The 23714-nt window shown below is 33.9% G+C and carries 26 protein-coding genes; 7 read left to right on the top strand and 19 right to left on the bottom strand.

Annotation, left to right across the window (positions count from 1 at the left end):
• Positions 1-11: 11 nt before the first annotated feature.
• Positions 12-866 carry a site-specific tyrosine recombinase/integron integrase gene (gene xerA / locus CSE_RS04875; RefSeq protein ID WP_014453535.1) on the bottom strand — a complete coding sequence of 285 codons (855 nt, stop codon included), beginning with the start codon at positions 864-866 and terminating at the stop codon, positions 12-14.
• Between the two features lie 99 nt (positions 867-965).
• Between xerA and CSE_RS04870 the strand changes: the two genes are divergently transcribed.
• The 4 genes from CSE_RS04870 (at position 966) to rpsT (ending at position 4934) form a co-directional block, all read left to right on the top strand.
• On the top strand, positions 966-1904 hold the full coding sequence (locus CSE_RS04870) for an ROK family protein (RefSeq protein WP_014453534.1): 939 nt from the start codon (positions 966-968) through the stop codon (positions 1902-1904).
• Between the two features lie 9 nt (positions 1905-1913).
• Entirely contained in the window at positions 1914-2885 is a 972-nt protein-coding gene (locus tag CSE_RS04865) for a DEAD/DEAH box helicase family protein (protein WP_014453533.1), read from the top strand.
• 1 nt (position 2886) lies between these two features.
• Entirely contained in the window at positions 2887-4596 is a 1710-nt protein-coding gene (locus CSE_RS04860; RefSeq protein ID WP_014453532.1) for a M3 family oligoendopeptidase, read from the top strand.
• Positions 4597-4670: 74 nt separating this feature from the next.
• Positions 4671-4934 carry a 30S ribosomal protein S20 gene (gene rpsT, locus CSE_RS04855; RefSeq protein WP_014453531.1) on the top strand — a complete coding sequence of 88 codons (264 nt, stop codon included), beginning with the start codon at positions 4671-4673 and terminating at the stop codon, positions 4932-4934.
• A gap of 1 nt (position 4935) precedes the next feature.
• On the opposite strand, the gene holA is transcribed toward rpsT, so the two are convergent.
• From holA to coaD, 5 genes are all read right to left on the bottom strand, one after another.
• On the bottom strand, positions 4936-5934 hold the full coding sequence (gene holA, locus CSE_RS04850) for a DNA polymerase III subunit delta (RefSeq protein WP_014453530.1): 999 nt from the start codon (positions 5932-5934) through the stop codon (positions 4936-4938).
• Positions 5931-7214, bottom strand: coding sequence for an asparagine--tRNA ligase (gene asnS, locus CSE_RS04845; RefSeq protein WP_014453529.1), 1284 nt, complete (start codon positions 7212-7214; stop codon positions 5931-5933). Before asnS ends, holA begins: the two co-directional genes overlap by 4 nt.
• 108 nt (positions 7215-7322) lie before the next feature.
• Positions 7323-7745: a YceD family protein gene (locus CSE_RS04840; RefSeq protein ID WP_014453528.1), complete on the bottom strand. Its 423-nt coding sequence runs from the start codon at positions 7743-7745 to the stop codon at positions 7323-7325.
• Entirely contained in the window at positions 7717-8187 is a 471-nt protein-coding gene (locus CSE_RS04835; RefSeq protein WP_041726090.1) for a hypothetical protein, read from the bottom strand. Before CSE_RS04835 ends, CSE_RS04840 begins: the two co-directional genes overlap by 29 nt.
• Positions 8188-8189: 2 nt before the next feature.
• Positions 8190-8672 carry a pantetheine-phosphate adenylyltransferase gene (coaD, locus tag CSE_RS04830; protein ID WP_014453526.1) on the bottom strand — a complete coding sequence of 161 codons (483 nt, stop codon included), beginning with the start codon at positions 8670-8672 and terminating at the stop codon, positions 8190-8192.
• A 63-nt stretch (positions 8673-8735) separates the two neighbouring features.
• Between coaD and CSE_RS04825 the strand changes: the two genes are divergently transcribed.
• Both CSE_RS04825 and rpe read left to right on the top strand, forming a co-directional pair.
• A complete protein-coding gene (locus tag CSE_RS04825; protein ID WP_014453525.1) occupies positions 8736-9422 on the top strand; it encodes a PASTA domain-containing protein in 687 nt (228 codons plus the stop codon).
• Positions 9419-10069 carry a ribulose-phosphate 3-epimerase gene (gene rpe, locus CSE_RS04820; protein ID WP_014453524.1) on the top strand — a complete coding sequence of 217 codons (651 nt, stop codon included), beginning with the start codon at positions 9419-9421 and terminating at the stop codon, positions 10067-10069. Before CSE_RS04825 ends, rpe begins: the two co-directional genes overlap by 4 nt.
• Before the next feature lie 28 nt (positions 10070-10097).
• Here rpe and trxA read toward each other — a convergent pair whose 3' ends face one another.
• The 13 genes from trxA to CSE_RS08415 all read right to left on the bottom strand — a co-directional run bounded on the left by trxA (position 10098) and on the right by CSE_RS08415 (position 23362).
• Positions 10098-10418 (bottom strand): thioredoxin, encoded by a 321-nt coding sequence (trxA, locus tag CSE_RS04815; protein ID WP_014453523.1) that lies wholly within the window; start codon positions 10416-10418, stop codon positions 10098-10100.
• Between the two features lie 8 nt (positions 10419-10426).
• Complete coding sequence (locus CSE_RS04810) at positions 10427-10975, bottom strand: peroxiredoxin family protein (RefSeq protein WP_014453522.1); 549 nt, start codon at positions 10973-10975, stop codon at positions 10427-10429.
• Positions 10976-11013: 38 nt separating this feature from the next.
• Positions 11014-12879, bottom strand: coding sequence for a transglutaminase family protein (locus CSE_RS04805; RefSeq protein WP_041726088.1), 1866 nt, complete (start codon positions 12877-12879; stop codon positions 11014-11016).
• The gene (locus CSE_RS04800) at positions 12857-13816 is read right to left on the bottom strand and encodes a DUF58 domain-containing protein (protein ID WP_041726085.1); all 960 of its coding nucleotides are present in this window, start codon (positions 13814-13816) and stop codon (positions 12857-12859) included. The genes CSE_RS04805 and CSE_RS04800 overlap by 23 nt, the downstream gene beginning before the upstream one ends.
• Positions 13770-14690, bottom strand: a complete 921-nt coding sequence (locus CSE_RS04795) for an AAA family ATPase (protein WP_014453519.1) — start codon at positions 14688-14690, stop codon at positions 13770-13772. Before CSE_RS04795 ends, CSE_RS04800 begins: the two co-directional genes overlap by 47 nt.
• Positions 14681-17284, bottom strand: coding sequence for a CBS domain-containing protein (locus CSE_RS04790; RefSeq protein WP_014453518.1), 2604 nt, complete (start codon positions 17282-17284; stop codon positions 14681-14683). The genes CSE_RS04795 and CSE_RS04790 overlap by 10 nt, the downstream gene beginning before the upstream one ends.
• Positions 17284-18612 carry a pyrimidine-nucleoside phosphorylase gene (locus CSE_RS04785; RefSeq protein ID WP_014453517.1) on the bottom strand — a complete coding sequence of 443 codons (1329 nt, stop codon included), beginning with the start codon at positions 18610-18612 and terminating at the stop codon, positions 17284-17286. The genes CSE_RS04790 and CSE_RS04785 overlap by 1 nt, the downstream gene beginning before the upstream one ends.
• Positions 18613-19404 carry a purine-nucleoside phosphorylase gene (locus CSE_RS04780; protein ID WP_014453516.1) on the bottom strand — a complete coding sequence of 264 codons (792 nt, stop codon included), beginning with the start codon at positions 19402-19404 and terminating at the stop codon, positions 18613-18615.
• A 9-nt stretch (positions 19405-19413) separates the two neighbouring features.
• Positions 19414-21024, bottom strand: coding sequence for a DAK2 domain-containing protein (locus tag CSE_RS04775; protein WP_014453515.1), 1611 nt, complete (start codon positions 21022-21024; stop codon positions 19414-19416).
• Positions 21024-21359 carry an Asp23/Gls24 family envelope stress response protein gene (locus tag CSE_RS04770; RefSeq protein ID WP_014453514.1) on the bottom strand — a complete coding sequence of 112 codons (336 nt, stop codon included), beginning with the start codon at positions 21357-21359 and terminating at the stop codon, positions 21024-21026. The genes CSE_RS04775 and CSE_RS04770 overlap by 1 nt, the downstream gene beginning before the upstream one ends.
• A gap of 244 nt (positions 21360-21603) precedes the next feature.
• Positions 21604-21777 carry a hypothetical protein gene (locus CSE_RS08425; RefSeq protein WP_014453513.1) on the bottom strand — a complete coding sequence of 58 codons (174 nt, stop codon included), beginning with the start codon at positions 21775-21777 and terminating at the stop codon, positions 21604-21606.
• A gap of 208 nt (positions 21778-21985) precedes the next feature.
• Entirely contained in the window at positions 21986-22507 is a 522-nt protein-coding gene (locus CSE_RS08420) for a hypothetical protein (protein ID WP_014453512.1), read from the bottom strand.
• A gap of 135 nt (positions 22508-22642) precedes the next feature.
• Positions 22643-23362 carry a hypothetical protein gene (locus tag CSE_RS08415; protein ID WP_050981335.1) on the bottom strand — a complete coding sequence of 240 codons (720 nt, stop codon included), beginning with the start codon at positions 23360-23362 and terminating at the stop codon, positions 22643-22645.
• A 165-nt stretch (positions 23363-23527) separates the two neighbouring features.
• Here CSE_RS08415 and rpmB point away from each other — a divergent pair, with 165 nt between their 5' ends.
• Positions 23528-23707, top strand: a complete 180-nt coding sequence (gene rpmB, locus CSE_RS04760; RefSeq protein WP_014453510.1) for a 50S ribosomal protein L28 — start codon at positions 23528-23530, stop codon at positions 23705-23707.
• Positions 23708-23714 lie beyond the last annotated feature (7 nt).

Raw genomic sequence — 23714 nt, 5'->3', positions numbered from 1 at the left:
AATTTCAAATCCTATTTATTCTCAATAATGTCTTTGAGGTTTGTAAATTCACTAATTCTCCTCACCGCTTCGGTTGCTAACTTATTTGTAACATGCGTATATTTCATTGTTGTATTTAGGGAACTGTGTCCTAATAGTTCTCCAATAGTTATTGGGCTTATACCAGATTCAAGCGCAAGAGTTGCAAATGTATGCCTCAGCTTGTGAGGTGTTATCTTTTTTTGAATACCTGTTTCTTTTGCGTATCGCTTTACCATAAGTTGAATAGTTAAAGGAGAAAACTTTTTCCGTCGTTTGCTTTCGAAGAGATATTCTGAATGGTGTTTTTCCTTTAAGTGTTCCTTAATTATATTTGATAGTTCTAACGAAATTGGAACAAACCTTTCCTTATCTCCTTTCCCCTTGATTCTTACGTAATTTTCCCCAAGATTTACATCTTCGATTTTTATATTGATAAGTTCTCCAACTCTTACACCTGTATAGATGAGAAATGCTATGATGGCGAAATCTCTCTTGTTTTTCTTTACAACCTCCAAGAATTTTTTCACTTCATCCTTTGTTAAAAATGTAGGTAGTGTTTTTGATGTTTTTGGTGGGTCTAATGTTTCAAACTCAATATGAAGTTCTTTTTTAAGAAATTTTGCAAAGCTTCTTAAAATTAGCGTTTGAGTTGCCCTTGCGTTCTTTGAAATATTTTTCTTTAAAAAGTATTTTTGTATAGATTTTGTATCAGGTATTTGGAACTCTCTTAAGAAATCATTTATTATGTATAAGTAATTTTTAATTGTTAAAGGCGAATATCCCTTTAACATCAAATGCATTGAAAATTCATGAAGAATTTTCTCCTTGTTAAATTCTGCTTTCATATTTTAAATTATACCAGAAAAATTTTTAAGGAACTTATGAGAAAAAACTCTTTTTAATTCCTTGACTTAAATTATTAATGTGATATAAATAATTGTATCATGAATGAATTTATTGGAGTTGATTTAGGTGGAACAAAGATATTTGGGGTAGCATTGAATGATAATTTTGAAATACTTTCAAGTAAAAGAGTTCTAACAGGCGATGTAAATGATCTATCCTCAATAATTGAAAAGGTTATCAATCTCATTAACGAACTGAAAACAGAAAATACAAAAAGTGTAGGTTTTGGAGTTGCTGGTTTCGTTGATTTTAAGAATGGTATTATACACGGATCCCCAAATATTCCTGCGTTAAAGGAAGTCAATTTAAAAGAAATTGTTGAGAGAGAAACAGGTTTGTATACGTTTATCGATAACGATGCAAAGACTGGTGCACTTGCAGAACTGTATGTGGGAAGTGACAAAAATTTAAAAGATTTTTTGTTTATTGCTTTCGGCACTGGAATTGGCTCTGCGATAGTTACTAACGGATCCATTGTACGCGGGAAAGACAACCTTGCAGGAGAAATAGGGCATATTACTCTTGATCCAAATGGACCCCTTTGCACATGTGGAAAATATGGTTGCTTTGAGGCATTTGCATCTGGTCCATCAATAAGAAGAATTTATCTTGAGCGCATCAATAAAACTACCAAATCGCCATTACTTGAAAGTATTAATTATAATTTTGACCTTATTGATACACCTCTTATATTTGAGTTTATAAATACAGACCCAATTGCAAAAGAAGTTCTATATGAAACAGCAATGCATATTGGTCATGGTCTTTCAATAGTTGTAAATCTTTTGAATCCGGAAAAGATAATAATTGGTGGAGGGATGGGTCAATCATTAAAACTTATCTTTAACGACATTATGGATAGTTTTTATAAGAATACACTTAAAATTCCTGGAAAAAGTGTTCAGTTTGAATTTTCAACCCTGGGCAATGTTGGTGTTGCCTTGGGAAGTGGAATTCTTGCATCAATTAACATTTAGGAGGTTTTTATGAAAGACACTTTGGACGTTGTTTTGCTTTTGGGATTGCCTGCATCGGGCAAATCAGAAATTAGAAAATTTATACGGAGTCTTGATGAAAAAATCCGGGTAAGTGAGTTCCATCTTGGTAATGACATTCACATTGATGATTTTCCTTATGTGTTCTTTATGAGGAGAATCGATGAAGAACTTGAAAAACTTGGAGAGAAAAGAATTTTTTATGCATCAAACGAAAGCCCTTTCACAGAGGGTAGAGACTGGCTTACTTTGACTGAACTTATAAACCTCGAATTTAAGGATATTGTTGAAAGATCTACTCACAATGAAGATTTTGCATTTGCTACGCTCACAAGAAGGATTGATGAGGCCGCATCCAGGTTTGATATTGAAGAACGACTTACAAAACTTTCTCAAAACGTTTTCAATGTGCTTTCTTCAAAATTATCAAAAGAAGCAAGAGATATAATTTCAAATATAAATAGAAGTGCTAAAAGCGATATAGAAAATTCTACCTTTGTAATTGAGTTTGCACGCGGTGGTGCCGATGGCTTAACTCCTCCTCTTCCATATCCGTATGGATATGAGCATACTTTAAATGCCCTTGACGGAACGATTCTTAAACTCAGTTCAATCCTATACGTGTGGGTAACACCAGAGGAATCAAGGAGAAAGAATTTTGAAAGGGCAAATCCAAATGACCCAGGCTCAATACTTCATCATGGGGTACCACTCGAAGTAATGCTTAAAGAGTATGGCGTAGATGATATGGAATACTTGAAAAATGTGTCTCCGAAGAAAGATCACATTTTTGTTGAAAAGAAAAACGTGTTTGTGCCTGTTTCTTTCTTTGATAACAGAGTTGATAAAACAACATTCTTGCGTGATGATCAGAGTAAGTGGGATAGAGAGAAAGTTTCTCTCATTTATAACGAACTAAAAGTGTGTTTTGATAAGCTTCACACCTTAAAGAAAGGAGTTTAAAATGGAAGATCTTGTTATTAAAAGAAGACCAAGAAAATATTATAGAGAAGATTTTACCGTTGAGAATAAAGAAAATTTTGAGAGAGCATTAAGAGATTTACTCAATGAGCCAACAAACAATAAAGATGAATTGCTATGCTTCCTTGAAAAATGGGGAGAGTTATCCGATATTTTGGAAGAAACCTATGCATGGAAATACATAAACATGACAAGATTTATGGATAAAAAGGAGTATCAAGATGATTTTAACAAATTTTATTCAGAGGTTGTAAGTCTTGCCATGCAGTACGATTTTATGCTTAAGAAAAAGTATTACGATTTACCCGCAAGACATGAATTTACAGAACCTGAGTTTAAACATCTTGATACAATCATTTCAAATGCAATAGAAATCTTTAGAGAGGAAAATATCCCGCTTTTCGTAAAAGAACATGAAATCTCTAACAAATATGGAGAGATAATTGCAAAATTAACTGTTAATTTTAGAGGAGAAGAAAAGACTTTCTCTCAAATGAATGTCTTCTTAAAAGATCCAGATAGAGGGATAAGAGAAGAAGCATGGCAAAAGAAATATGAAGCACTTAGTAAAGTATCAACCGATCTTGCAAAAATCTTTGATCAACTTAAGGAGATAAGAGTAAAGCAAGCAAAGAATGCAGGATTTGAAAATTATAGAGACTACAAACATATTGAAAAAGGTAGATTTTCTTACACAGTTCAAGATGTCCTCAATTTTCACGACGTTGTTAAGAATACGGTTGTGCCATTTTTAAAGGAGAGAAATGAGATAAAAAGACAAAAACTCGGTCTTGATTCGCTGCGTCCATGGGATACTTCAGTTGATGTAGATAACCGGATTCTAAAACCATTTAATACAATTGAAGAATTTGTTGATAAGGCAATTAAAGTGCTTGGACACGTGGATGATGAATTTGGGATAAATCTTTTGAAGATGAAAACGTCAGATTTTCTTGATCTTGAAAATAGGATTGGCAAAGCACCAGGTGGCTACAATATGGGCCTTCCTGAGCACGGTTCATCTTTTATTTTTATGAACGCCGTTGGTCTTAATTCAGATGTGCGAACGCTTCTTCATGAATCGGGCCACTCACTTCATAGCAAATATACCTCAAATATCCTTATTCATCCTTTCAAGGACTATCCAATGGAGGTTGCAGAGCTTGCCTCAATGAGTATGGAGATGTTTACCGTCGATTATCTTTATGAATATTATGATAAACCTGAGGATCTGAAAAAGGCAAAAAGGGAACAAATAGAAGGTGCACTTGCATTTTTGCCTTGGTGTATTGCAGTTGATAGTTTTCAGCACTATATTTACACAAGTGATGCCGATGAAAATAAACGTGAAGAATATTTTGAAAATCTAATGAAGGATCTTGCATCTGGCGTTGATTGGTCGGGTCTTGAAGAAAGACTCAGAATTCTATGGATGCAACAACTTCATATTTTTGAAGTGCCATTCTACTACATCGAATATGGTTTTGCGCAGCTTGGTGCACTTGCCATGTATAAAAACTATAAAGAAAATAGAGAAAAAACAATTAAGAATTACAAAGAGTTTCTAAGCCTTGGCTATAAGAAACCAGTGCCAGAACTATACAAGGTGGCCGGGATAGAATTTAAATTTAGCGAGGACTATGTAAAGGATCTTGTTGACTTTGTAAGAGACGAATTAAAATTACTCGACTAAAAAACCTCTTGACTTATTTTTAAAAATCATTATCCTATATAGGAATTGAATTTATGATTTAGGGAGGTAACTAAATGCCGATATTAAAAGCATCGAAAAAATCTGTTAGAAAAGATGAAAAAAGAAGAGAAAGAAATGAATACTTTAGGGTTGCTTTAAAGAGAGCGCTCGACTTTGCAAAAAAGAGTGGATATACTGAAGAGAAGGTAAGAGAAGCAATTAAAATTATTGATAAACTTGAAGCAAAGGGTATACTTCATCCAAATACTGCTGCAAGAAAAAAGTCAAGATTAATGGCAAAATTTAATCAGGCAAAGAAACAAGAAGCAACCATATAACTCAAGAGACTTTTGTTAAAATATAATTTCGTAGCGTCAGGGGAAGGTCAATCTCCCCCCTTTTTGATTTTATGTCAAATTCGACAAAGACGTTGTATTGCTTTACTATGTTATCAATGTTAATTCTTTCAAGATTTTTTATAATTTCTTCAAGTGTTTTAGTTCTAAGATATGTTCCAAAAAGTGATGCAATATACTCATTAATAGATTTGAGGTTTAATCCTTCCTTATTTTTTAGGTCATTTACGATTAGATATATAGACAAGGTTTTTAAAATTTGTGATAACACAAGATTTTCTTGTCCTTTGTCTTTCAAAAAATAATCAAGCATTCTGACTGCTTCATCTTTGTTTAGAAATATTATTGCATTAACAAACTCAAAGATATCCTCTTCACCTAATTCTTTTACAAGTTCAACAATTATTTCTCTTCTAATCTCCTTTTTATCTCCGACATAGAAGGCAAGTTTTTTAATTTCAGATGAAAGGGCATAAAAATTTGTATCAAGTCTCCTAATTAATTCCTTTATTGCATCTTTTGTGATTGTCTTTCCATACTCTTTTGCCTTCTTCTCAATCCAAAGTTCCACCTGATTGAGAGGAACGGTGTAATCTTTAACAATAATAAAGTTCCCTCTAAGGGTACTTAAATCTCTTTGGTTTAAAACAAGTATCACTTTCGAAAAATCTGGAATTGGAGCACTTAAAATTTTCTGCAAGTTCTGTTTAGAGATTTGTTCCCCATCTTTTATAATTACAAGTTTCAAAGAAAAGAAGGGGGGCAAAGAAATTGTGTTTACAAATTCTTGGTATGTTAAATTTGCCCCCGTAAGCTTTATGTAATCAAGATTGTTTGTATTATTACCAAAAATTTTATCTATATATTTTTTGACAATCTGTTCCTTAAGGTAGTGGTCTTCTCCTAAAAGTATTACCAAAGGCTCTTTTGGGAGTTCGCTATCAAGTTCTCTTAAAAGTTCTATTGCAGAAATTTCCCTCATGGATATATTTTCTCAAGCATACGTGGGAATGGTATTGTTTCTCTTACATGTGGGAGTTTTGCTATCCATGCGAGAGTTCTCTCTAACCCTATACCAAAACCACTGTGAGGGACTGTACCATATTTTCTTAGGTCAAGATACCACTGGTAGTTTTCAATTGGAAGATTATTTTCTTGCATTCTCTTCAAAAGTAAATCATAATCATGAATTCTTTGGCTTCCACCAATGATTTCTCCATATCCTTCAGGCGCAAGTAGGTCTGCTGCAAGAACTGTTTCTGGATCATCTGGATCTGGTTGCATGTAGAATGCCTTTATTTCTTTGGGGAAGTGGTGTATAAAGACTGGTTTTTCGAATTCGTTTGAAAGTGCTGTTTCTTCGTCTCCCCCGAAGTCATCACCAAACTTCACATTAAAGCCTTTCTTATTGAGAAGTTCAATTGCATCCCTATAGTGTAACCTTGGGAAAGGCGGCACTACTTTTTCAAGTGGCTTAATGTCTCTTTCGATAATTTCCAATTCTGTTTTGCAATGTTTTAAAACTTCCTGAATAACATATGAAACCATCTCTTCTTGAAGTTTTAGGTTCTCTTCAAATGTTAAATACGCCACTTCCGGCTCAAGCATCCAAAACTCCATAAGGTGTCTTCTTGTTTTTGATTTTTCTGCTCTGAATGCAGGACCAAAACAATAAACTTTTCCAAAAGCCATTGCCGCTGCTTCCATATACAGTTGACCGCTTTGTGAAAGGTATGCTTTTTCACCGAAATAATCTGTTTCAAATAATGTTGTTGTACCTTCGCATGCAGCGGGTGTTAGAATCGGTGCATCAATAAGAGTAAATCCTCTTGAATCAAAAAAGTCCCTAAGTGATTTTGCAATTCTGTGCCTTATGCGTAGGATTGCCCATTGCCTTTTTGATCGTAGCCATAGGTGTCTGTGTTCCATCAAAAATCCTACGCCATGCTCTTTTGGTGTTATGGGGTAATCCTGCGTAAGATGAACAATTTCAAGTTCTTTGAGGTCAAGTTCGTAACCAAAAGGGGCACGTTTTTCTTCTCTAACAGTTCCCCTTACAATAACTGAAGACTCCTGAGTAAGTCTTTTTGCCTTCTCAAAAGTGTCCTCGCTTACTTCGTTTTTCGAGACAACGCACTGCATAATACCAGTGCCATCACGCACAAGTACAAACACAATTTTTCCACTTGTGCGCATGTTGTAAACCCATCCTTTTATCTCTACAAATTTTCCAACATTATCTTTTGCTTCGTTTATATACATAGGGTTTTTCTTTTCCCGGCAATTTTTCCGGGGCTGAGGTATTTATTACCGCCATTTTATCTGCCCATCCTCAGCAGGCGGAATTTGGGCTGTTAGTTTTTATTATAATCAAATTTCTTCAGTTTTTGATGCACATTTAGGACATTTTGGGTAGGGTGGAATAAATTCAAGAATATTGTCTCTTACAATTTCAAAAGTATCAAGATAGGAGCCCTTGTAGGTGAATTCACTCAATTCTTCTATTGGACGCTCTTCTTTTCTATTTTCGATAAACGTTTCAGGGATATAAGTTTCGTCTACCTCAATTTTCAGTTTTTCGTCAAATTCTTCAAGACAGACAACGCATGTTAATCGAAGTGTTGCTAAAATTTCTCCTGAAACACGTACTTCCCTTTTACCAAGATTTTCAAAATTAAGATGAATCTTTACAGGTTCAACAATTTTTACTGGCATCGAAACATTAGAAAAGTCGATAACTTCATCAATTTCTATCTTTTCTTCATTAATAATTCTGTCTATTTGCAATTTCATTTACAATTTCCTCCTTACTTTCTTTTATTGCTGTAAGTGCTTTCTCCAAAACTCCCTCTACTTTAGCCAATATTTCATTTGCATACTGTAATGCTTCTTTTCTGATGCGTTCTCCCTCTTCCATCGCAGTTTTAAGTATCTCCTCTTTTTCTTTTTTTGCCTCTTCAATGATGTATGACTCACTTACCTTTTTTCTAAATTCTTCTTCTGCCTGTTTTAAAATGCGCATCTTTTCATCGTAGGCATCTTGCAAAATCATATCTTTTTGCTTCGTAATATTAACTGCTTGTTTTACCTCATCTGGAAGCATTGCTTCGATTCTTATAAGACTGCCTAAGATCTCATCCCTATCAACTGTAATGTACTTTGAGAATGGAACTTTTTTTGCATTTTCTATAATCTTTTTCAAATTTTCTATTTCATCAATTATGCTTCTGCCCATGCTCATCTCCTTAATTTTTCTTTTAATCTTTTATTCACTTCTTTTGGAACAAACTGTGATACATCACCACCGTTAAGAGCGATTTCTTTAATAAGGCTTGAACTTATAAATGCGGTATGTGGTGTTGCAATCATGAAAATTATTTCGAGGTCTTTCAACATTGTTATATTTGCTTCAAACATCTCCTTTTCATATTCAAAATCCTTATAGGAGCGGAGTCCTCTTAATACCAAATTTATTTTATGCTCTTTCAAATAATCGACCAGCAATTTATCAAGTTTGTCTACTTTCACATTTTTAATATGAGTTACACAACTTTTAACAATTTCAATTCTCTCATCTAAAGAAAACAGAGTATTTTTTTCGTCCCTTTTGGCAACAAGTACAGCAACTTCATCAAAAATTTTGCTTGCTCTTTCAATTATTTCAAGATGCCCATTTGTGATAGGGTCAAATGTTCCTGGATATGTAACTATCTTCTTCATACTTAAAGTATAGATAAAAGAGAAAATCTTGCAAATTCTTTTCAAAAATCGTAAAATAGGTATATGAAAAATGCAATTAACAAAATATTGATATTTTTAATTGTAGTATTGTTATTTACAGGATGTGCACAAAGTAATACTGAGGTTGTTAAGGTTCCAAATTTTATTGGAATGAAGGCAACAGAGGCGCAGTCTCTTGCAAAAAATAACGGCCTTATCCTTCAGGTTGTTACAACCCAACCAAGCGCAACTTATCCTATTGACACAATTATTTCACAAGATCCGGCGGAAGGTGCGGAAGTTAAAAAAGGCGGCATAGTTAAAATCATTTTGAGTTCTGGTTTTTCAACGATTACAGTCCCTGATGTTGTGAATAAGGATTTTAAAGACGCAAGGCAACTCATTTTTGATGCAGGACTTACCATAGGGGAAATAAAAGAGGTTGAAGTTGACGTACCCATTGGAACTGTTATTTCTCAGTCACCAGATCCAAACACAATTGTACAGCCGGGAACAAAAGTTGATTTAACAGTTAGCATTGGTACTTTTGTTATCGTCCCAAATGTAATCGGTAAGAGTGTTGACGAGGCAAAGACGATTTTAGAAAGCGCAGGTCTTGTGTTGTATAAAGTTGATGTGTTTAATCAAGAGGTTCCAAATGCTCCACCAAATACAGTTCTTTATCAATATCCAATGCCGGATGCGAAAGTGCAAAAAGGTACACAAGTTCTTCTGAGGATTTCAAAATGAAATTTATAGTTTCTCCTTCGATTATTTCAGCAGATTTTACAAATATTAAAGAAGAAATAAAAAAGGTGGAATACTTTCAAGATAGTTTCCTTCACCTTGATATAATGGACGGTAACTTTGTTCCCAATATTACTTTTGGGCCTTTTATAGGGGAACAGTTGCGAAACATAACTAATATACCATTTGACACCCATCTTATGATTAATCATCCAGAAAAATTTATTGAAAGATTTGCAGTGTTTTCAGATTACATTACATTTCATATTGAAGAAACAACATTTCCATTTAGGCTTGTGAATACTGTAAAAGGATTAAACAAAAAATGCGGTGTTTCGCTTAATCCTTCGACACCCATTGAGCATGTTTTTGACTTGCTGCCTTATGTTGATCTGCTCTTGATTATGAGTGTTGAGCCAGGTTTTTCAGGTCAAAAATTCATAAAAGAAACTCTTTTAAAAATTGAGAAGGCTTATGAGTTTAGGAAGAAAAATGGTTTAACATTCTTAATCTCTGTTGATGGTGGAATTAACGAGGAGACGATACAACTGGTTCTTGAAAAAGGTGTAGATGTCCTTGTCATGGGAAATTTCTTCTTTAAAAACGATTTTAATTTTGTAAAAAGTGTGATTAATAAGTATAGAAAGTAATTTAGGGCCCCTTGGGGGCCCTAAATGTTTAATTAGGTAATAAATACTTTTTTAATTTGTCAACAATAACTCTTTTTGGGACAGCGCCAACTATCTGATCAACCATCAAGCCGTTTACAAATATTCCAAGCGTTGGAATACTCATGATGCCATACTCAATTGCAAGGTTTTGGTTTTCATCTACGTTAACCCTTACAACTTTTAATTTCCCTGCGTATTCTTTTTCAAGTTCCAATACAATTGGCTCAATCATTTTGCAAGGTACACACCATTCAGCCCAAAAATCCACAAGAACCGGTATCGGGGAATTTAAAACTTCATCCCTAAAGTTTGTTTCATTTACTTCCATTTTTCACCTCACTCATTAAGTAGTGCATCAATTTCTTTGGATAAGACATCCTCCATATTGGGATCATATCCAATAAGCATTTTTGCAATTCTACCGTTTTTATCGATAACAAAGAATCTTGGAATACTGTTAACTCCGTAAAGACTTGCAACTTGGCTATTAGGGTCCGTTACAACAAGGTATTTCATCCCTTGTTCATTTATAAATTGTTGTACTTTACTCACGTCTCCAGTGTCAAGATTAATTCCAATAACAACGACACCTTTATCTTTATATTTTTCGTAAATTGCTTCAACATGTGGGATAGTCATTCTACAAGGACCACACCATGTTGCCCAGAAATCAAGAAGGACCACTTTGCCTTTGAGATCAGATAATTTTATAACATTTCCATTGTTGTCCTTCCAAGAAAAATCAGGAGCAACTTCTCTATTACTTCCTGTTTGTGTGGTCGTATTATTGGTGTTCGTTGTATTGCTTGTGCTTGTTTGCGAGCAACCAGTAAGAAGCCCTGCAATAAGCAAAATTACAGCTATAACTATAACAATTTTTTTCATTTTTTCACCTTCCTTTATGGAATTATAATTGAAAACATTTAATTTGTCAATAAGCTTTTTTGACTTTGAAAGTCCTTTATCATTTTACTAATCGCATCTTTTAACCAGTATTTTTTACCAAACCTGTATTCGTAATACAGATTCAGAAGGATTTGCAATTCTTTATCTTTCCTCTTTCTTTTTGCAAATTCAAGGATTGTTTCGTTCTCACTTTTATCGTTTCCAATGAGGTTTATTATTTTCTTCGTTATTATATCTATTTGATTTCTCTTTCTTTTCTTTATCAAGGAAGAAACTAATATTAACAAGCCAATTATTAAAACGGAGTAAATATTTGATCTCAGAACTTCTACTAAGTTGAGAGTGTTTTTCCCAAAATTCGTGAAAGTTTCTTGTATATTTGAAAATAGTCTTACTTGTGATTCAACATTGTATGTTACAAAGTTTTTGTACCAAAACATCCTTATTGAGTCAGCAAATAAACTTATTTTACTAACTTGCGTTTGCGAAGGTGGCGTTGGGTCAATCCTAACCCAGGCATTGTTCATATAAACTTCTGCCCACGTATGAGCATCTTTTGCTCTCACAATGTAATATTTGAGGGTATCATTCCACTCCGTTGTTACAAAACCAGACACAAGACGAGCGGGGATATTTGATGCTCTTGCAAGTATAACAAACGCTGTTGCAAAGTGCTCACAATAGCCACTTGCATGGTTTAACATAAAATCGTCTATATTTCTTGCGGTTGGGTTTAAAGAATATTCGTTTGATGTTTTTAAATAGTTGAGTATTGCGTTTAGTTTGTCTGTTTGCTTAGATGAGTTCTTACTAATTGAATTTGCAAGTTCAATTATTTGAGGATTAACACCTCTCACGTCTAAGTACCTTTTTAAATCTTCGTTTGATAATTTTTCTTTCAGTGGAAAGTCCTCGAAAAATGAATCATATTTTACGGTTTTAAAAAAGGGAGTTTCAAAGAAAAGATTCCCGATGTTATCTTTGTATATAAGGTTAAAATTTCCATAAATTCCTCTTGCATAATCAACCATAAATATTACATTGGTATTATTTGGTTCGAGGTAAATTGTAGCCTTTTTCATAGTTCTTTCGAGAAAAACGCCTAATAAATCTGGATAAACTTTCTCTTTTTGCTCGCTTTTGTACCACTTTCCGTTTAAAAAAGTCGTGTATCTTAATCCCGAAATGTAAAGTGGCATATTTTGTTTATTTTTTTCTATCCTCATCACTATGGAGTAATCAAGCGTAATTGGATTTGAATCTATTGAGACATCTTCAGAGAAATTTGAAGTTGCCTTAGCGCCAATTGGATTTCCATGAATTACTCCCAAAGTGAAGCGTGGAAGGGAGAAAAATAGAATAAGCGAAAATAAGAGTGAAGTAGCAATATATATAAATATGTCTTTTTTATCTGGTGCCGATTTTTTTAAAGGTATGGAATTTTTGAATTGAGTTTGTATAAGAAAAAAGAACGACGATATGAGGAAAAATATTGCAACAATACCGAATCCGAAGGCTATTGTTCCAATAGATGAAAGAAGCGAAAGCATTAGCCCTACAACAAAAATCTCAAAGTAGTCCTTTGGGTCGTTTGAAAGAACGAATTTGGCACTTATGGAGGCAAGAAGCAAAGACGATACCACTACAAATAAATCTGCTCTAACTGCAAGAAGAAAGAGGAAAGTAAGCAGTGGAAAAATTTCAAATCCTTTTTTAAAGTCTTTTGATACTCGTGTATCCTTTAAGATACAAGCAAGAATAGGAAAAATTAGAAGCAATATAAGTCCATTGTAAATAAGCATGACAAAAGCAATGGAGGAAAGTGAAAAAAACAGAAAAGAAATACAAAGACTACTAAATTTAAATAAGTTCGATATTTTCATAGGTAATTCCCTTTGTATTTCTGATAGGTTCATTATCTTCACGAGTAACTTCTGATAGATACTGCATTATTCTTAAATAGTCTTCAAAATTTGTGCACTTAAGATTTATTTTTGGACTTATAAAGTCAAAATTTAGACGTATATGGAATAGCTTGTATACAAGTGATGCAATTTTTACTACTACAATCTCAAAACCCTCTTCGGTAAATAATTTTTTTGAGTTGTTAAAAACTATAGTATAGTTTGAGCCTTCTGAGTTTGCAAACATAATTACTTTTTCTTCACCTAATTTTGCAGAAATTTTCCAAGAAATTCTCCTTGCATCAATTCCTTCTTTATAATCGTCAACTGAGTAAAAGTCTCCATCGTTTTCTTGTCTCAAAGCGTTCAGTTGAATTGAATTTTTTTGTGAAATTAATATATCTCTTATTTCTGGAAAAACAAAAAATACTTCATTTGATGTAATTTCTTTTTCCCTTATAAAGAAGCCGAAAGGATAAGAAGACCTAACCTTAATCTTTCCAATTTCAAATTTACCTCTTTTGTTAAATGTAAAACTGTTACTCTTTTTCTCGTTTTTTTCTACTACATCAAAATGGAAATTTTTTCCCATGAGTTCAACATCAATAACAAACTTTTTCCTATCTTCTTTGTTTAACAATATAACAGAGAGGAAAGTTTCTTTTCCTACATAAATCTCTTGCGGGGATTCAATTTTAATATCAATATGAGAGAGATTCCTTACCGCAAGATATGAAGAAACTCCCATTAGCGATAAAGCAATTGCAAAAATAAGGTAAATCATATTATTGCCCGAGTTAAATGCCGCAAATCCTATAATTATCAAAACTAATATGTAGAGGATACCTTGACGAGTTATCCTAATTTTACTATATGGGAACTTGCGTTTCAAAAACAATGTTTTCAATGATTTCATCTTTAAACTTCTCTTCATACTCTTTGAAAATTAGCCTGTGTTTAAGAACGGGTTTTGCAAGTTTTTTTACATCTTCAGGAATTACGAAATTTCTCCCCATGATTTTTGCAAATGCCTTTACTGCTTTTACAAAGTCTATTGCACCTCTTGTGCTTAATCCAAGTCTTATAAATTTTGACATACGCGTTTTCCTAACAATTTCGTATATGTAATTCAAAACGGATTCCTCTACAAGAACCTCTTTTGCCTCACTAATAATATCCATTAGCTCATTTAAGGATAGCACTGGGTTTAAATCTTTTGCTTCAAGTTTCTTACCGTTTTGAAGAATTTTTATCTCTGTTGTAGGCTCTGGGTATCCAACTTCTAAAGAAAGCATGAATCTATCAAGTTCGCTTTCAGGAAGTGGATATGTGCCTGCAAATTCAACTGGGTTCTCTGTTGCAATAACTATAAAAGGATTTGGAAGTGAGTAGCGCTTGTTTTCAACCGAAACTGTCCTTTCGCTCATTCCTTCGAGCAAGGCAGATTGCGTTTTTGGTGGTGCTCTGTTAATTTCATCTCCGATTACAATATTTGCAAATATTGGGCCCTTTCTAAATTCAAACTGTGAAGTTTCTTTATTAAAAACAGTTATTCCAATTATATCTGTGGGTAATAAGTCTGCGGTAAATTGAATTCTCGAGGTTGCAACATCGATTGATCTTGCAATTGACTCTCCAAGAGTTGTCTTGCCGACACCTGGTACATCAATGTATATGAGATGTCCTTCTGCAATGAGAGGTACAAGCGAAAGAAGAATAATTTCTCTTTTTCCTAAGATAACCTTCTCAATATTATCCACTATCTTTTTTATTCTCGGATCTATTTCCATTCAAACTCCTCCCTATGTTCTAAAAGGTATTTAATTTCATCGTTTTTGTCCTTTATTTCTCCTTTTAATTTTAAAGAAGTGAGAATATCGAAGATTTTTCTATACTGTGGGCCTTCTTTTAATCCCAACTCTTTTAAGTCAGACCCTCTGAGTTCATTTTTAATGAATCTCAGTTTTTCAAGATAATCTTTGAAGAATTTTTTAACTTCTCCTTTTGTTTTGTAATAATATGCATGAACGTATGTTAAATCAAGATTATTTAGTTTAATAACAATAGAAGGTAGGTCCTCTTTACTGAAACTTTCTTTAATGTTTTTGAAAACCTCGATTGCCTCCTTTATCTTAAGGATTTCATGTTTTCTAATTCCAAAGATTTTGTTAACTTCTTCCTCATTTATATGGCATTTTGAAAGGTAAATAAGAAAAAGGAATGCATGTATTCGCTTGGTTGTATCTTTTTCAGTCTTATAAAATGATTTTATTGCACTAACTGTTGCTTTTGGGATGCCGTTAATTCTAAAAATTTCTTTTAAAATTCCGTAGTTTGTAAAAAATTGAATCACTTGATCTATTTCATCTTTTGCTATTAACTCTTTGAGTTCTTCTTGTACTCTCTGGGATTTACTTGAAAATAATGCCCCAATTTCGACTGCTTTCTTAAGAAGGATTTCACTTTCTCTTGAAAACTTGAATTTTAGTTCAACCATATATTTTATTGCTCTAAAGATTCTTGAAGGATCTTCTATAAAAGAAAGTGGTTTTAAAACTCTTATAATACCTTTAAGAAGATCCTCGTAACCGTTAAAATAATCGTAAAGGATGCCAAAATTTTTCTCTCTTATATCAACTGCCATTGCGTTAATGGTAAAGTCTCTTCTTGCAAGATCCTCTTTCAAAGTAGCCTTCTCAATTACCGGCACAAGAGAGTTATCTACATAATATTCCCTTCTTGCTGTAACAAAATCAAAATTCATACCATTGAAAACAAAATGGACTGTTTGTGTTTCTTCAAATATCTCAATTGTGCCATTAAATTTTTCTTTTAACCTTTTTCCAAAACTTATTGCGTCATTTGTCACAAAATCAAAATCTACGATTTTCTTGCCAAGAAGTGCATCTCTCACTGCTCCACCAACAAGGTAGATTTCAAGATTTAATTCACTTGCAATTTTACCAAATTCTTTTAGGAGTTTAAAAATTTGTTTACTTGTTGCATTTTCAATTACCTTCGAAATGTATTTTTTGTCGGGAAGTTGTGTTGTTGTTACGTTTCTTGGGATTTCTTTCATCATATCTTCAAACTTATATGCCTTAAGTAGGTCACTTCGTGAGATGATACCTATAATGTGTCCGTTGTGTTCTACAAGCACTCTCCCGACATCTTCATTTACCATTTTATCTTCAATTTCCCTTAAGTTATCAAATGCTTTAACCATAACAATCTTTGGAGAAAAAAATTGTTTCACAGAACTGTTCTTTTTTCCAAAAAGGTAGGCCTTTTCTACATTTTTCTTTTCTATGATGCCAATTATTTCTCCGTTTTCTTCTACTGGTAGTCCAGAGAAACCCATTTTTACCATTATTTCAAGTGCTTCTTTAATTGTTGCATTTGATGAAATTGTTTTTACAGGTGAACTCATTATGTCTCTTGCTTTGAGTGAATAAAAGTTTGCAAGATTAACTGCTTCAAGGATTTTGTTAACGACAATTTCGATTGGCTCGCCCTTTACTGTTCCTGACACTGCAGTTGGATGTCCTCCTCCGTTAAATGTATCTGCAATCTCTGTAAGACTAAAGGATTCGTGGACGCTTCTTCCTATAATGTGCACAGTTTCTCCGATTTTAACGAGGACAAAGATCACATCAAGGTCAATCATTTCAAGAATTTTGTGTGCTAAAATTGATACTCCTGGCACATATTTTTCCAAGCTTGCATGGGTTATTCCAACTTTGTGTCCATTTATGTTGTATTCTTTTAGCTTTTCAAGGAACGTTCTAAGCAGAGAAATTTGTCCCTCCTGAAGAAAAGGCGATGTAAATCTGTGAACGAGTTTCATGTCAACGCCAAATGAGAAGAGAAATTCAAGTGCCCTAAAATCATCGCTTGTAACGGATGGGAAAGAAAGTGAACCCGTATCTTCATAAATACCTAAAGCAAGTATTGTAGCTTCGATTGGAGTAAGACGCACCTTTTTTAGCATTAAAAGGTTTACAAGTATCGTTGTGTTAGCGCCAACATTTTTTCCCACTACAATTGCGTTTTCTATATCTGTTTCTCCTGGATGATGATCAATTACAACAATTTGGGCGTTCTTGTTCTGAAGGAGTTCTACGCCATTTCCAATTCTATTTTTTAGCCTTGTATCAACAATAACGATCCTTGATATATTTTCAAAAAAATCTTTTGGAAGATCTCTCATTTTTTTGAAATTGAGAACATCAGAGAACAGTGCAATGATTTTTTGAGCGTTTATATCCGTTGATCCTGGATGAATAACAACTGACCCAGGGTATAGTTTGGAAGCTGCAAATGCAGAGGCGATGGCATCAAAATCTGCCCCTGCGTGTGTCAGAATTGCCGTGTTATTGCTCATTAAAAGAGTTTATCAACCCCTTCGGCTGATACTCTGTAATAGATGAGTGGAGGTGGCTCAATAGGTGTGTCACTTACTTCTATAAGTGAATTAAATCTATTTAATGCTTCTTCTAATTTTGCTTCATTGTTTGAAAGGACAGTTCCAATTTGCTGTCCTTTTTCAATGTAGTCTCCTAATTTTTTGGGGAATATTATACCACATGAAAGGTCGATAACATCATCTTTTTTTTCTCTTCCCGCACCCAAGAATTGAGCAAGTCTTCCAATGCCCTTTGTATCAATTCTCGAAATATACCCTGTTTTTTCTGAAATTATATCTTTCTTAAATTTTGCTTGTGGAAGGAGATTGAAATCGTTTATTACTTGTTTGTTTCCTCCTTGTGCTTCAATGATTTCGGCTAATTTTTGGAGTGCCTTTCCACTTGCTATTGCTTCTCTTATAAGGCTTTTACCCAATTCTCTATCTGAAGCCCTCCCGCCTAATACTAACATTTCACTTCCAAGTGTTTCTATTACCTCAAACAATCTCTTACTTCCTTTTCCCTTAAGTATATTTATGCCCTCTTCAACCTCAATAGAGTTTCCTATTGCATCACCAAGAGGCTCGTTCATGTCGGTAATATATGCAACAGTTTTTCTACCTAATGAGTTCCCAATCCTAACCATTGCTTCCGCAAGCTTAAGTGCATCACCAAGATCTTCCATAAATGCACCATTACCAACCTTAACATCAAGCACTATCGCATCAGTTCCGGAGGCAATTTTCTTACTCATAATACTAGATGCAATAAGTGGTATACTGTCAACAGTTCCTGTAACATCCCTAAGTGCGTAGATCTTTTTATCTGCAGGAACTAACTCTTCACTTTGAGAAATAATTGCTCCACCTACTCTATTTACGATATTTATAAACTCTTCGGTAGGAACTTCTACTCTAAATCCTGGAATCGATTCAAGTTTATCAATTGTTCCACCCGTATGTCCTAAACCTCTTCCAGACATTTTTGCAACTGGAACTCCCAAGGATGCAACGATTGGCACAAGTGGTATTGTAACTGTGTCTGCAACACCACCAGAACTGTGTTTATCGACTTTTATGCCATGTATTTTTGATAAGTCTATTGTTTTGCCACTATGAATCATGATATCCGTAAGAGTGGACAGCTCTTTATCGTCCATTCCTCTAAACCAGACAGCCATAAGAAATGCAGCTACTTGATAATCTGGAACGATGCCTTCAACATAACCCATTACGATTTCTTTTATTTCGTTATCTTCAAGGTGCTTTCCGTATTTTTTCTTTTCGATAATCTCGACAATACTCATTTAAACCTCCTGAAGAAACTCGCTTAAAATTAAAGAGATTTTCTCTCCACATTCCTTTGCAATTTGAACAACTTTCTCGTGTTGGACTTCTCCCTCTGCAAAGGCGTTGTCAGTAATACAGGAAAGCCCTACGACCTTCATTCCGTAATAACGAGCAAGTATCACCTCAGGCACAGTTGACATTCCAACTGCATCAATTCCGAGTCTTTCCATAAGCAGTAATTCTGCAATAGTTTCGAAACTTGGCCCCATAACTGCACAATAAACACCTTCCTTGATTGGAATGCCATGTTTATATGCGATTGTCTTAATGATCCTTCTATACTCTTCATCGTATACATTTGTCATGTTTACAAATTTTTCGTTTCCAGGCTCTCCTCTTAACGGGTTATCCGCAAATATGAAATTCACGTGATCTCTTATAAGCATCAAATCTCCTGCTTTGAGAGTTGGATTCACGGCACCAGATGCATTTGATACAATGAGATTTTTGATGGAAAGTGCATGTGCGGTTCTTACAGTCATTGTGACTTCCTTCATTGAATACCCTTCGTAGTAATGGAATCTTCCGTTAAAAAACACAACATTATATTTTCCTAATTTTGCAAAAACTAATTCAGATGCGTGTCCCAATACTGTCGAAATTGGGAAGTGTGGAATATCCTTGTACGGTATTTTTTCGTAAATTTCTGCGTTTTCAAGCATACTTCCAAGTCCTGTACCTGTGATGATTGCAAATTGAGGTGCGTATTTTTTCTTAAATTCTTCAAAAAATTTATTGAGTTCTTCCACTTTTTCCTCCTATTCTATTGATGCTAAGTAATAGTAAAATGGTTGTCCACCATATACAAGGTCGAATTCAAAATCAGGAAAAATTTCCTGAAGTTTTGAGAGCATTGCCTTTGCGATTTTTTCTTCTGTATCCCTGCCATAGTAAATTGAAATAAATTCGTGCCCTTCAATTTTATCTTTTACATCCTCAAGTAATTTAATGAAGGTTTCTTCAGGATTTGTGCCAGTTGTTGCTAAATTGTCATCAAAGAATCCTATTATGTCGTTCTCTTTGATTTGGAGACCGTTAAAACTTGTGTCTCTTACTGAGTAGGTAATTTCAATAACATGAATACGGTTTAAAACTTCATTTGCAATCTTTAAATTTTCTTCAATTGACTCTTCAGAATTAAATGAGAGTATTATGGGAATGCCCTGTGCCGGGTTTTTTGTAGGTATTATCTCAACCCTTTTATCTTTTGAGAGTTTCTTTGCTTCTTGTGATGCAAGGACAACATTTGGATTATTTGGCAGAACAATTACAGTATCTTTAGAACATTCGTTAACTGCGTTTAGAATGTCCTGAATAGATGGGTTCATTGTTTGTCCGCCTTCAACAACCTTTTCTACTCCAAGGCTTTCGAATAATTTCCTAAAACCATCACCCTGTGCAATTGAGACTATAGAGAATGCGAATCTACTTTCAATTTTCTTTGGTTTTTCTTCTTTTGTCTGTGCAAATGTATCAGTTTGAATTTGCATGTTCTCGATATGAGCCTCTTTTATATCACCTTTGTCAAGAATGTAAGCAATAACTTTATTGGGCTCATTTGAATGAATGTGAATTTTTGTAAGGTCCTCTGCATCAGCAACAACTATGCTATCCCCGAATTGCTCGAGGTCTTTTCTTATTAAGTCTCTTGGATAACTTCCAAGATAGCACAAAAGCACTGTATCAAATTTGTATTCAAGAGATTCTGGGCCAATGTGGGCTTCACCTATTACTTCTTCGGTTTCCTTTGCTTTAGTAAGTTCACCTTTAAGTGCTTTGTATCCGCCTTCGAATATATATACAAGTCCTTGACCACCCGAATCAATAACACCTGCTTCTTTTAAGACAGGAAGCATTTCTGGTGTTCTTTTAAGTGTTCTTTTCCCTTCTTCAATTATATAAGATAAAAGCGCAAGGATATCCTCTTTATTGGCAAATTCAATAGAAGATTGCGCCATGGTTCTTATTATTGTAAGAATTGTGCCTTCAACAGGCTTTATAACCGCTTGGTATGCAACCTTTGTTGCATTTTGGAGAGCTCTTGAGAAAACAAATCCGTCAATATGTTCTACGTTATCTACTGGTTCAAAAAATCCCTTTAAAATTTGAGAAAGTATTACGCCTGAATTTCCTCTACCACCTATTAAAGCACCTTCACAAAGAGCCTTTGCATAGTCTTTCATACTTTGTGGTTTTTTCTTGTCCACATTTTCTATTGCAGTTTTGAGTGTAAGGTACATATTCGTGCCAGTATCTCCATCTGGCACCGGAAATACGTTCAATTTATTTACTTCTTCCCTTTTTTCTCCAAGGTATTGTAAGGCACCTCTAAAGAAATTATCAAGGTCATTGAGTTCAAGGTATTTCATTATTCTTCTCCTTTAATTCCCTTTATTATTACATCGACGTCAACATTTTTGATTTTTGTTAATTGTTTTACTTTATATGAAACTTGCGAAATAATTGTATTTGCAATTTCTAAGACATTCGTACCACCTTGAATGATTACGTATAAAGTTATTTTTACATTGTCGTTACTTTTTATGTCAACGTCTACCCCTGCCTCGTACTCTTCTACTTTAAGCGTCCTCAAAATCTTATCATAGAAAGTTTTAGGTGCAAGGCCAACAACACCATAACACTCTATTGTTGAATATGCTGCTATTTTTTTAATTGCATTTTCGGTTATTATAATCTTTGCCATTTTTAACCTCCAAAGTTTTATAAATTATAACATAATTGGGAATTTTTGAAAATTTATCGAAAACTCTATTAAACATTTTAGAAGATACTTTATTTTGTACCTAAAATTACTTTAAATTCCACGTATCTCAGATTAAGTCTTATTATACAAAGACAGGGTGAATCTTGATTAAAATCTCATATCTCTTGCAAGTTTAGATTTGTGCCTTGCAAATTTAAATTTGCCTACCAACTCTTTAGGTATCTCAATTCCTTCTTCCAATATGAACCTGACGACTCTTGTTTTCTTTAACTACCTCTTCACTTTCACTTATGGGTGCAACTTCAAAATTTGCTCTCAATCCTGCAAGTGCCTTTACAAAACTTGAAGATTCCAAATTATCAGTGTGGACATTGCTGAAATCTATAACTTTACCCATATTTACCTCCCAATTATACTAAAAAATTGTTATGAAAATTACGATTTAATTGGTTTTTGGATAAGGGAAATATGCTATTACATTGATATTATTTGCAGTAATTGAACTTAAAAGATGCCGTTATAAAATTTGGCTAAATTGGAACAAGATTTTTTAAATTGTTCAAATACAGCACCGTGTTGCCTCACATAATTTTCTATATGAAATATTATCTGGTTGCCTCATCTAAATTATATATGAAATTATTCTGAGTCAAAGGAAAATCAGTATATGATTTTCTCTCTTCTTTCTCTTTCCTTTCCATTTTCCTTATCTTTTTATCATATGCTTTTGAAAGTTCTTTTGAGATTTTATCTAAGTCTCTTTTAAGTAAAAGAGGATTTAGTGTTTCATACATTCTCCTGAGATTCTTCTTTATTTCTTCAGATACTAACTCACATTCAAGAATCCTTTGATAGGGTGTCTTGGGTTTGTCGTACTTCTTTAATACCTTACTCCCAATTCTTGTTTTCTCTTTTAGTTTCATTGAAGGTAAGAAAAAGTTCGTATAGAGCCTCAATGTATTGTAGAGTTCATTCATTATCTTCAGTTCCTCATCCGTATCATACCTTATGTATCCTACAGCCCTTCTTACCACAGAATAGTTCTTCTGTTCCACAAAGCAATTATCATTCTTTCTATAAGGTCTTGCCCTTGTAAATGTGATATGCTCTTTTTCACAATAATTCAATAGATGTGCATTGATGAATTCACTTCCATTATCTGAATCAATACCTTTTATTGAAAAAGGGAATCTCTTCCCAATCTCCTTTAATGCATTGAATGTCCATATCTGTGCTTTGTTTTTTATTGCCTTTGTTTCTGTCTATCCAGTATGTATGTCAGTCACATCAAGGGAATAGAGAAATTCTCCTCTTAGATTACCTCCATCATGACCAACAAGGTCTACTTCAACAAAGCCTGGCTCTTTCTCATTCCATTCAGAGAATGTCCTTATCGGAATGCTATGCTTTAATAGAGTCCCAGGTTTAGTTAGTGTTTTTCCTTTCATCTTTAACTTAAACTTATCCTTTTCTTTCTTAAGCAACCTATCTATTGTAGCAGGACTTATTGAAAGCAACTTTTCTTTTATCTCTTTAGAGTAAGGGAACTCATTAAAGTTCTCTAAGATAGGTATTATTTCTTTCATATACACATTCAGTCTTTTCCCACATAGGTAATCCGACATCTTCCATAGATATACAAGGGCATTGAAGACTTCTTCACCGTATACCCTTTCCCTTTTTCTCTTCCTTATCTTAAGTCCTTTACCACTATACAGATCATCGCCTATGAATACAGTTCTTTTTCCATTTTCTAAATCAACAACAACTTTACTTCCATATGTTCTCAATACATATGATGCATAACATCTTGAGTATCCTGTGAGTTTCACAAATTCATCAAGCATCCTGCTTTTCTCTTTCTTCGTTAACTTCTTGTATATCGCTGCCTCTTCTCTTATCACAGCCTTTCTCTCTTTCAAGGATAGACTCATAAAACCTCCTTCTTCCAGTTTCTTTAGAACTTCTTCTACTTTTTTCATCATTTTACCTCCGTTTCTATTTTTGAATAGATTTTTATGTGAGGCAACGATTCAATTTCATATAGATTTTTGATGAGGCAATTCGAGCACTTGCAAATATTAACAAAATCTATAAAATATATAGGTAATTTTTGAAAAAAGCACTATATAGTTTGGAGGTAAGATATGGCAAATAAATGCGAAATTTGTGGTAAAGGGCCTATAACAGGGCATAGTGTAAGTCACTCAAATAGAAAAACTAAAAGAAGATTTCTTCCAAATCTTCACAAAGCTAAAGTAATGATAAATGGGGAAATAAAAGTGTTGAGAGTTTGCTCGGATTGCCTCAATAAATACAAGATATAGTTAGATT

The sequence above is a fragment of the Caldisericum exile AZM16c01 genome (assembly GCF_000284335.1).
Classification (GTDB): domain Bacteria; phylum Caldisericota; class Caldisericia; order Caldisericales; family Caldisericaceae; genus Caldisericum; species Caldisericum exile.
This window is presented reverse-complemented; position numbering and strand designations above follow the sequence as displayed.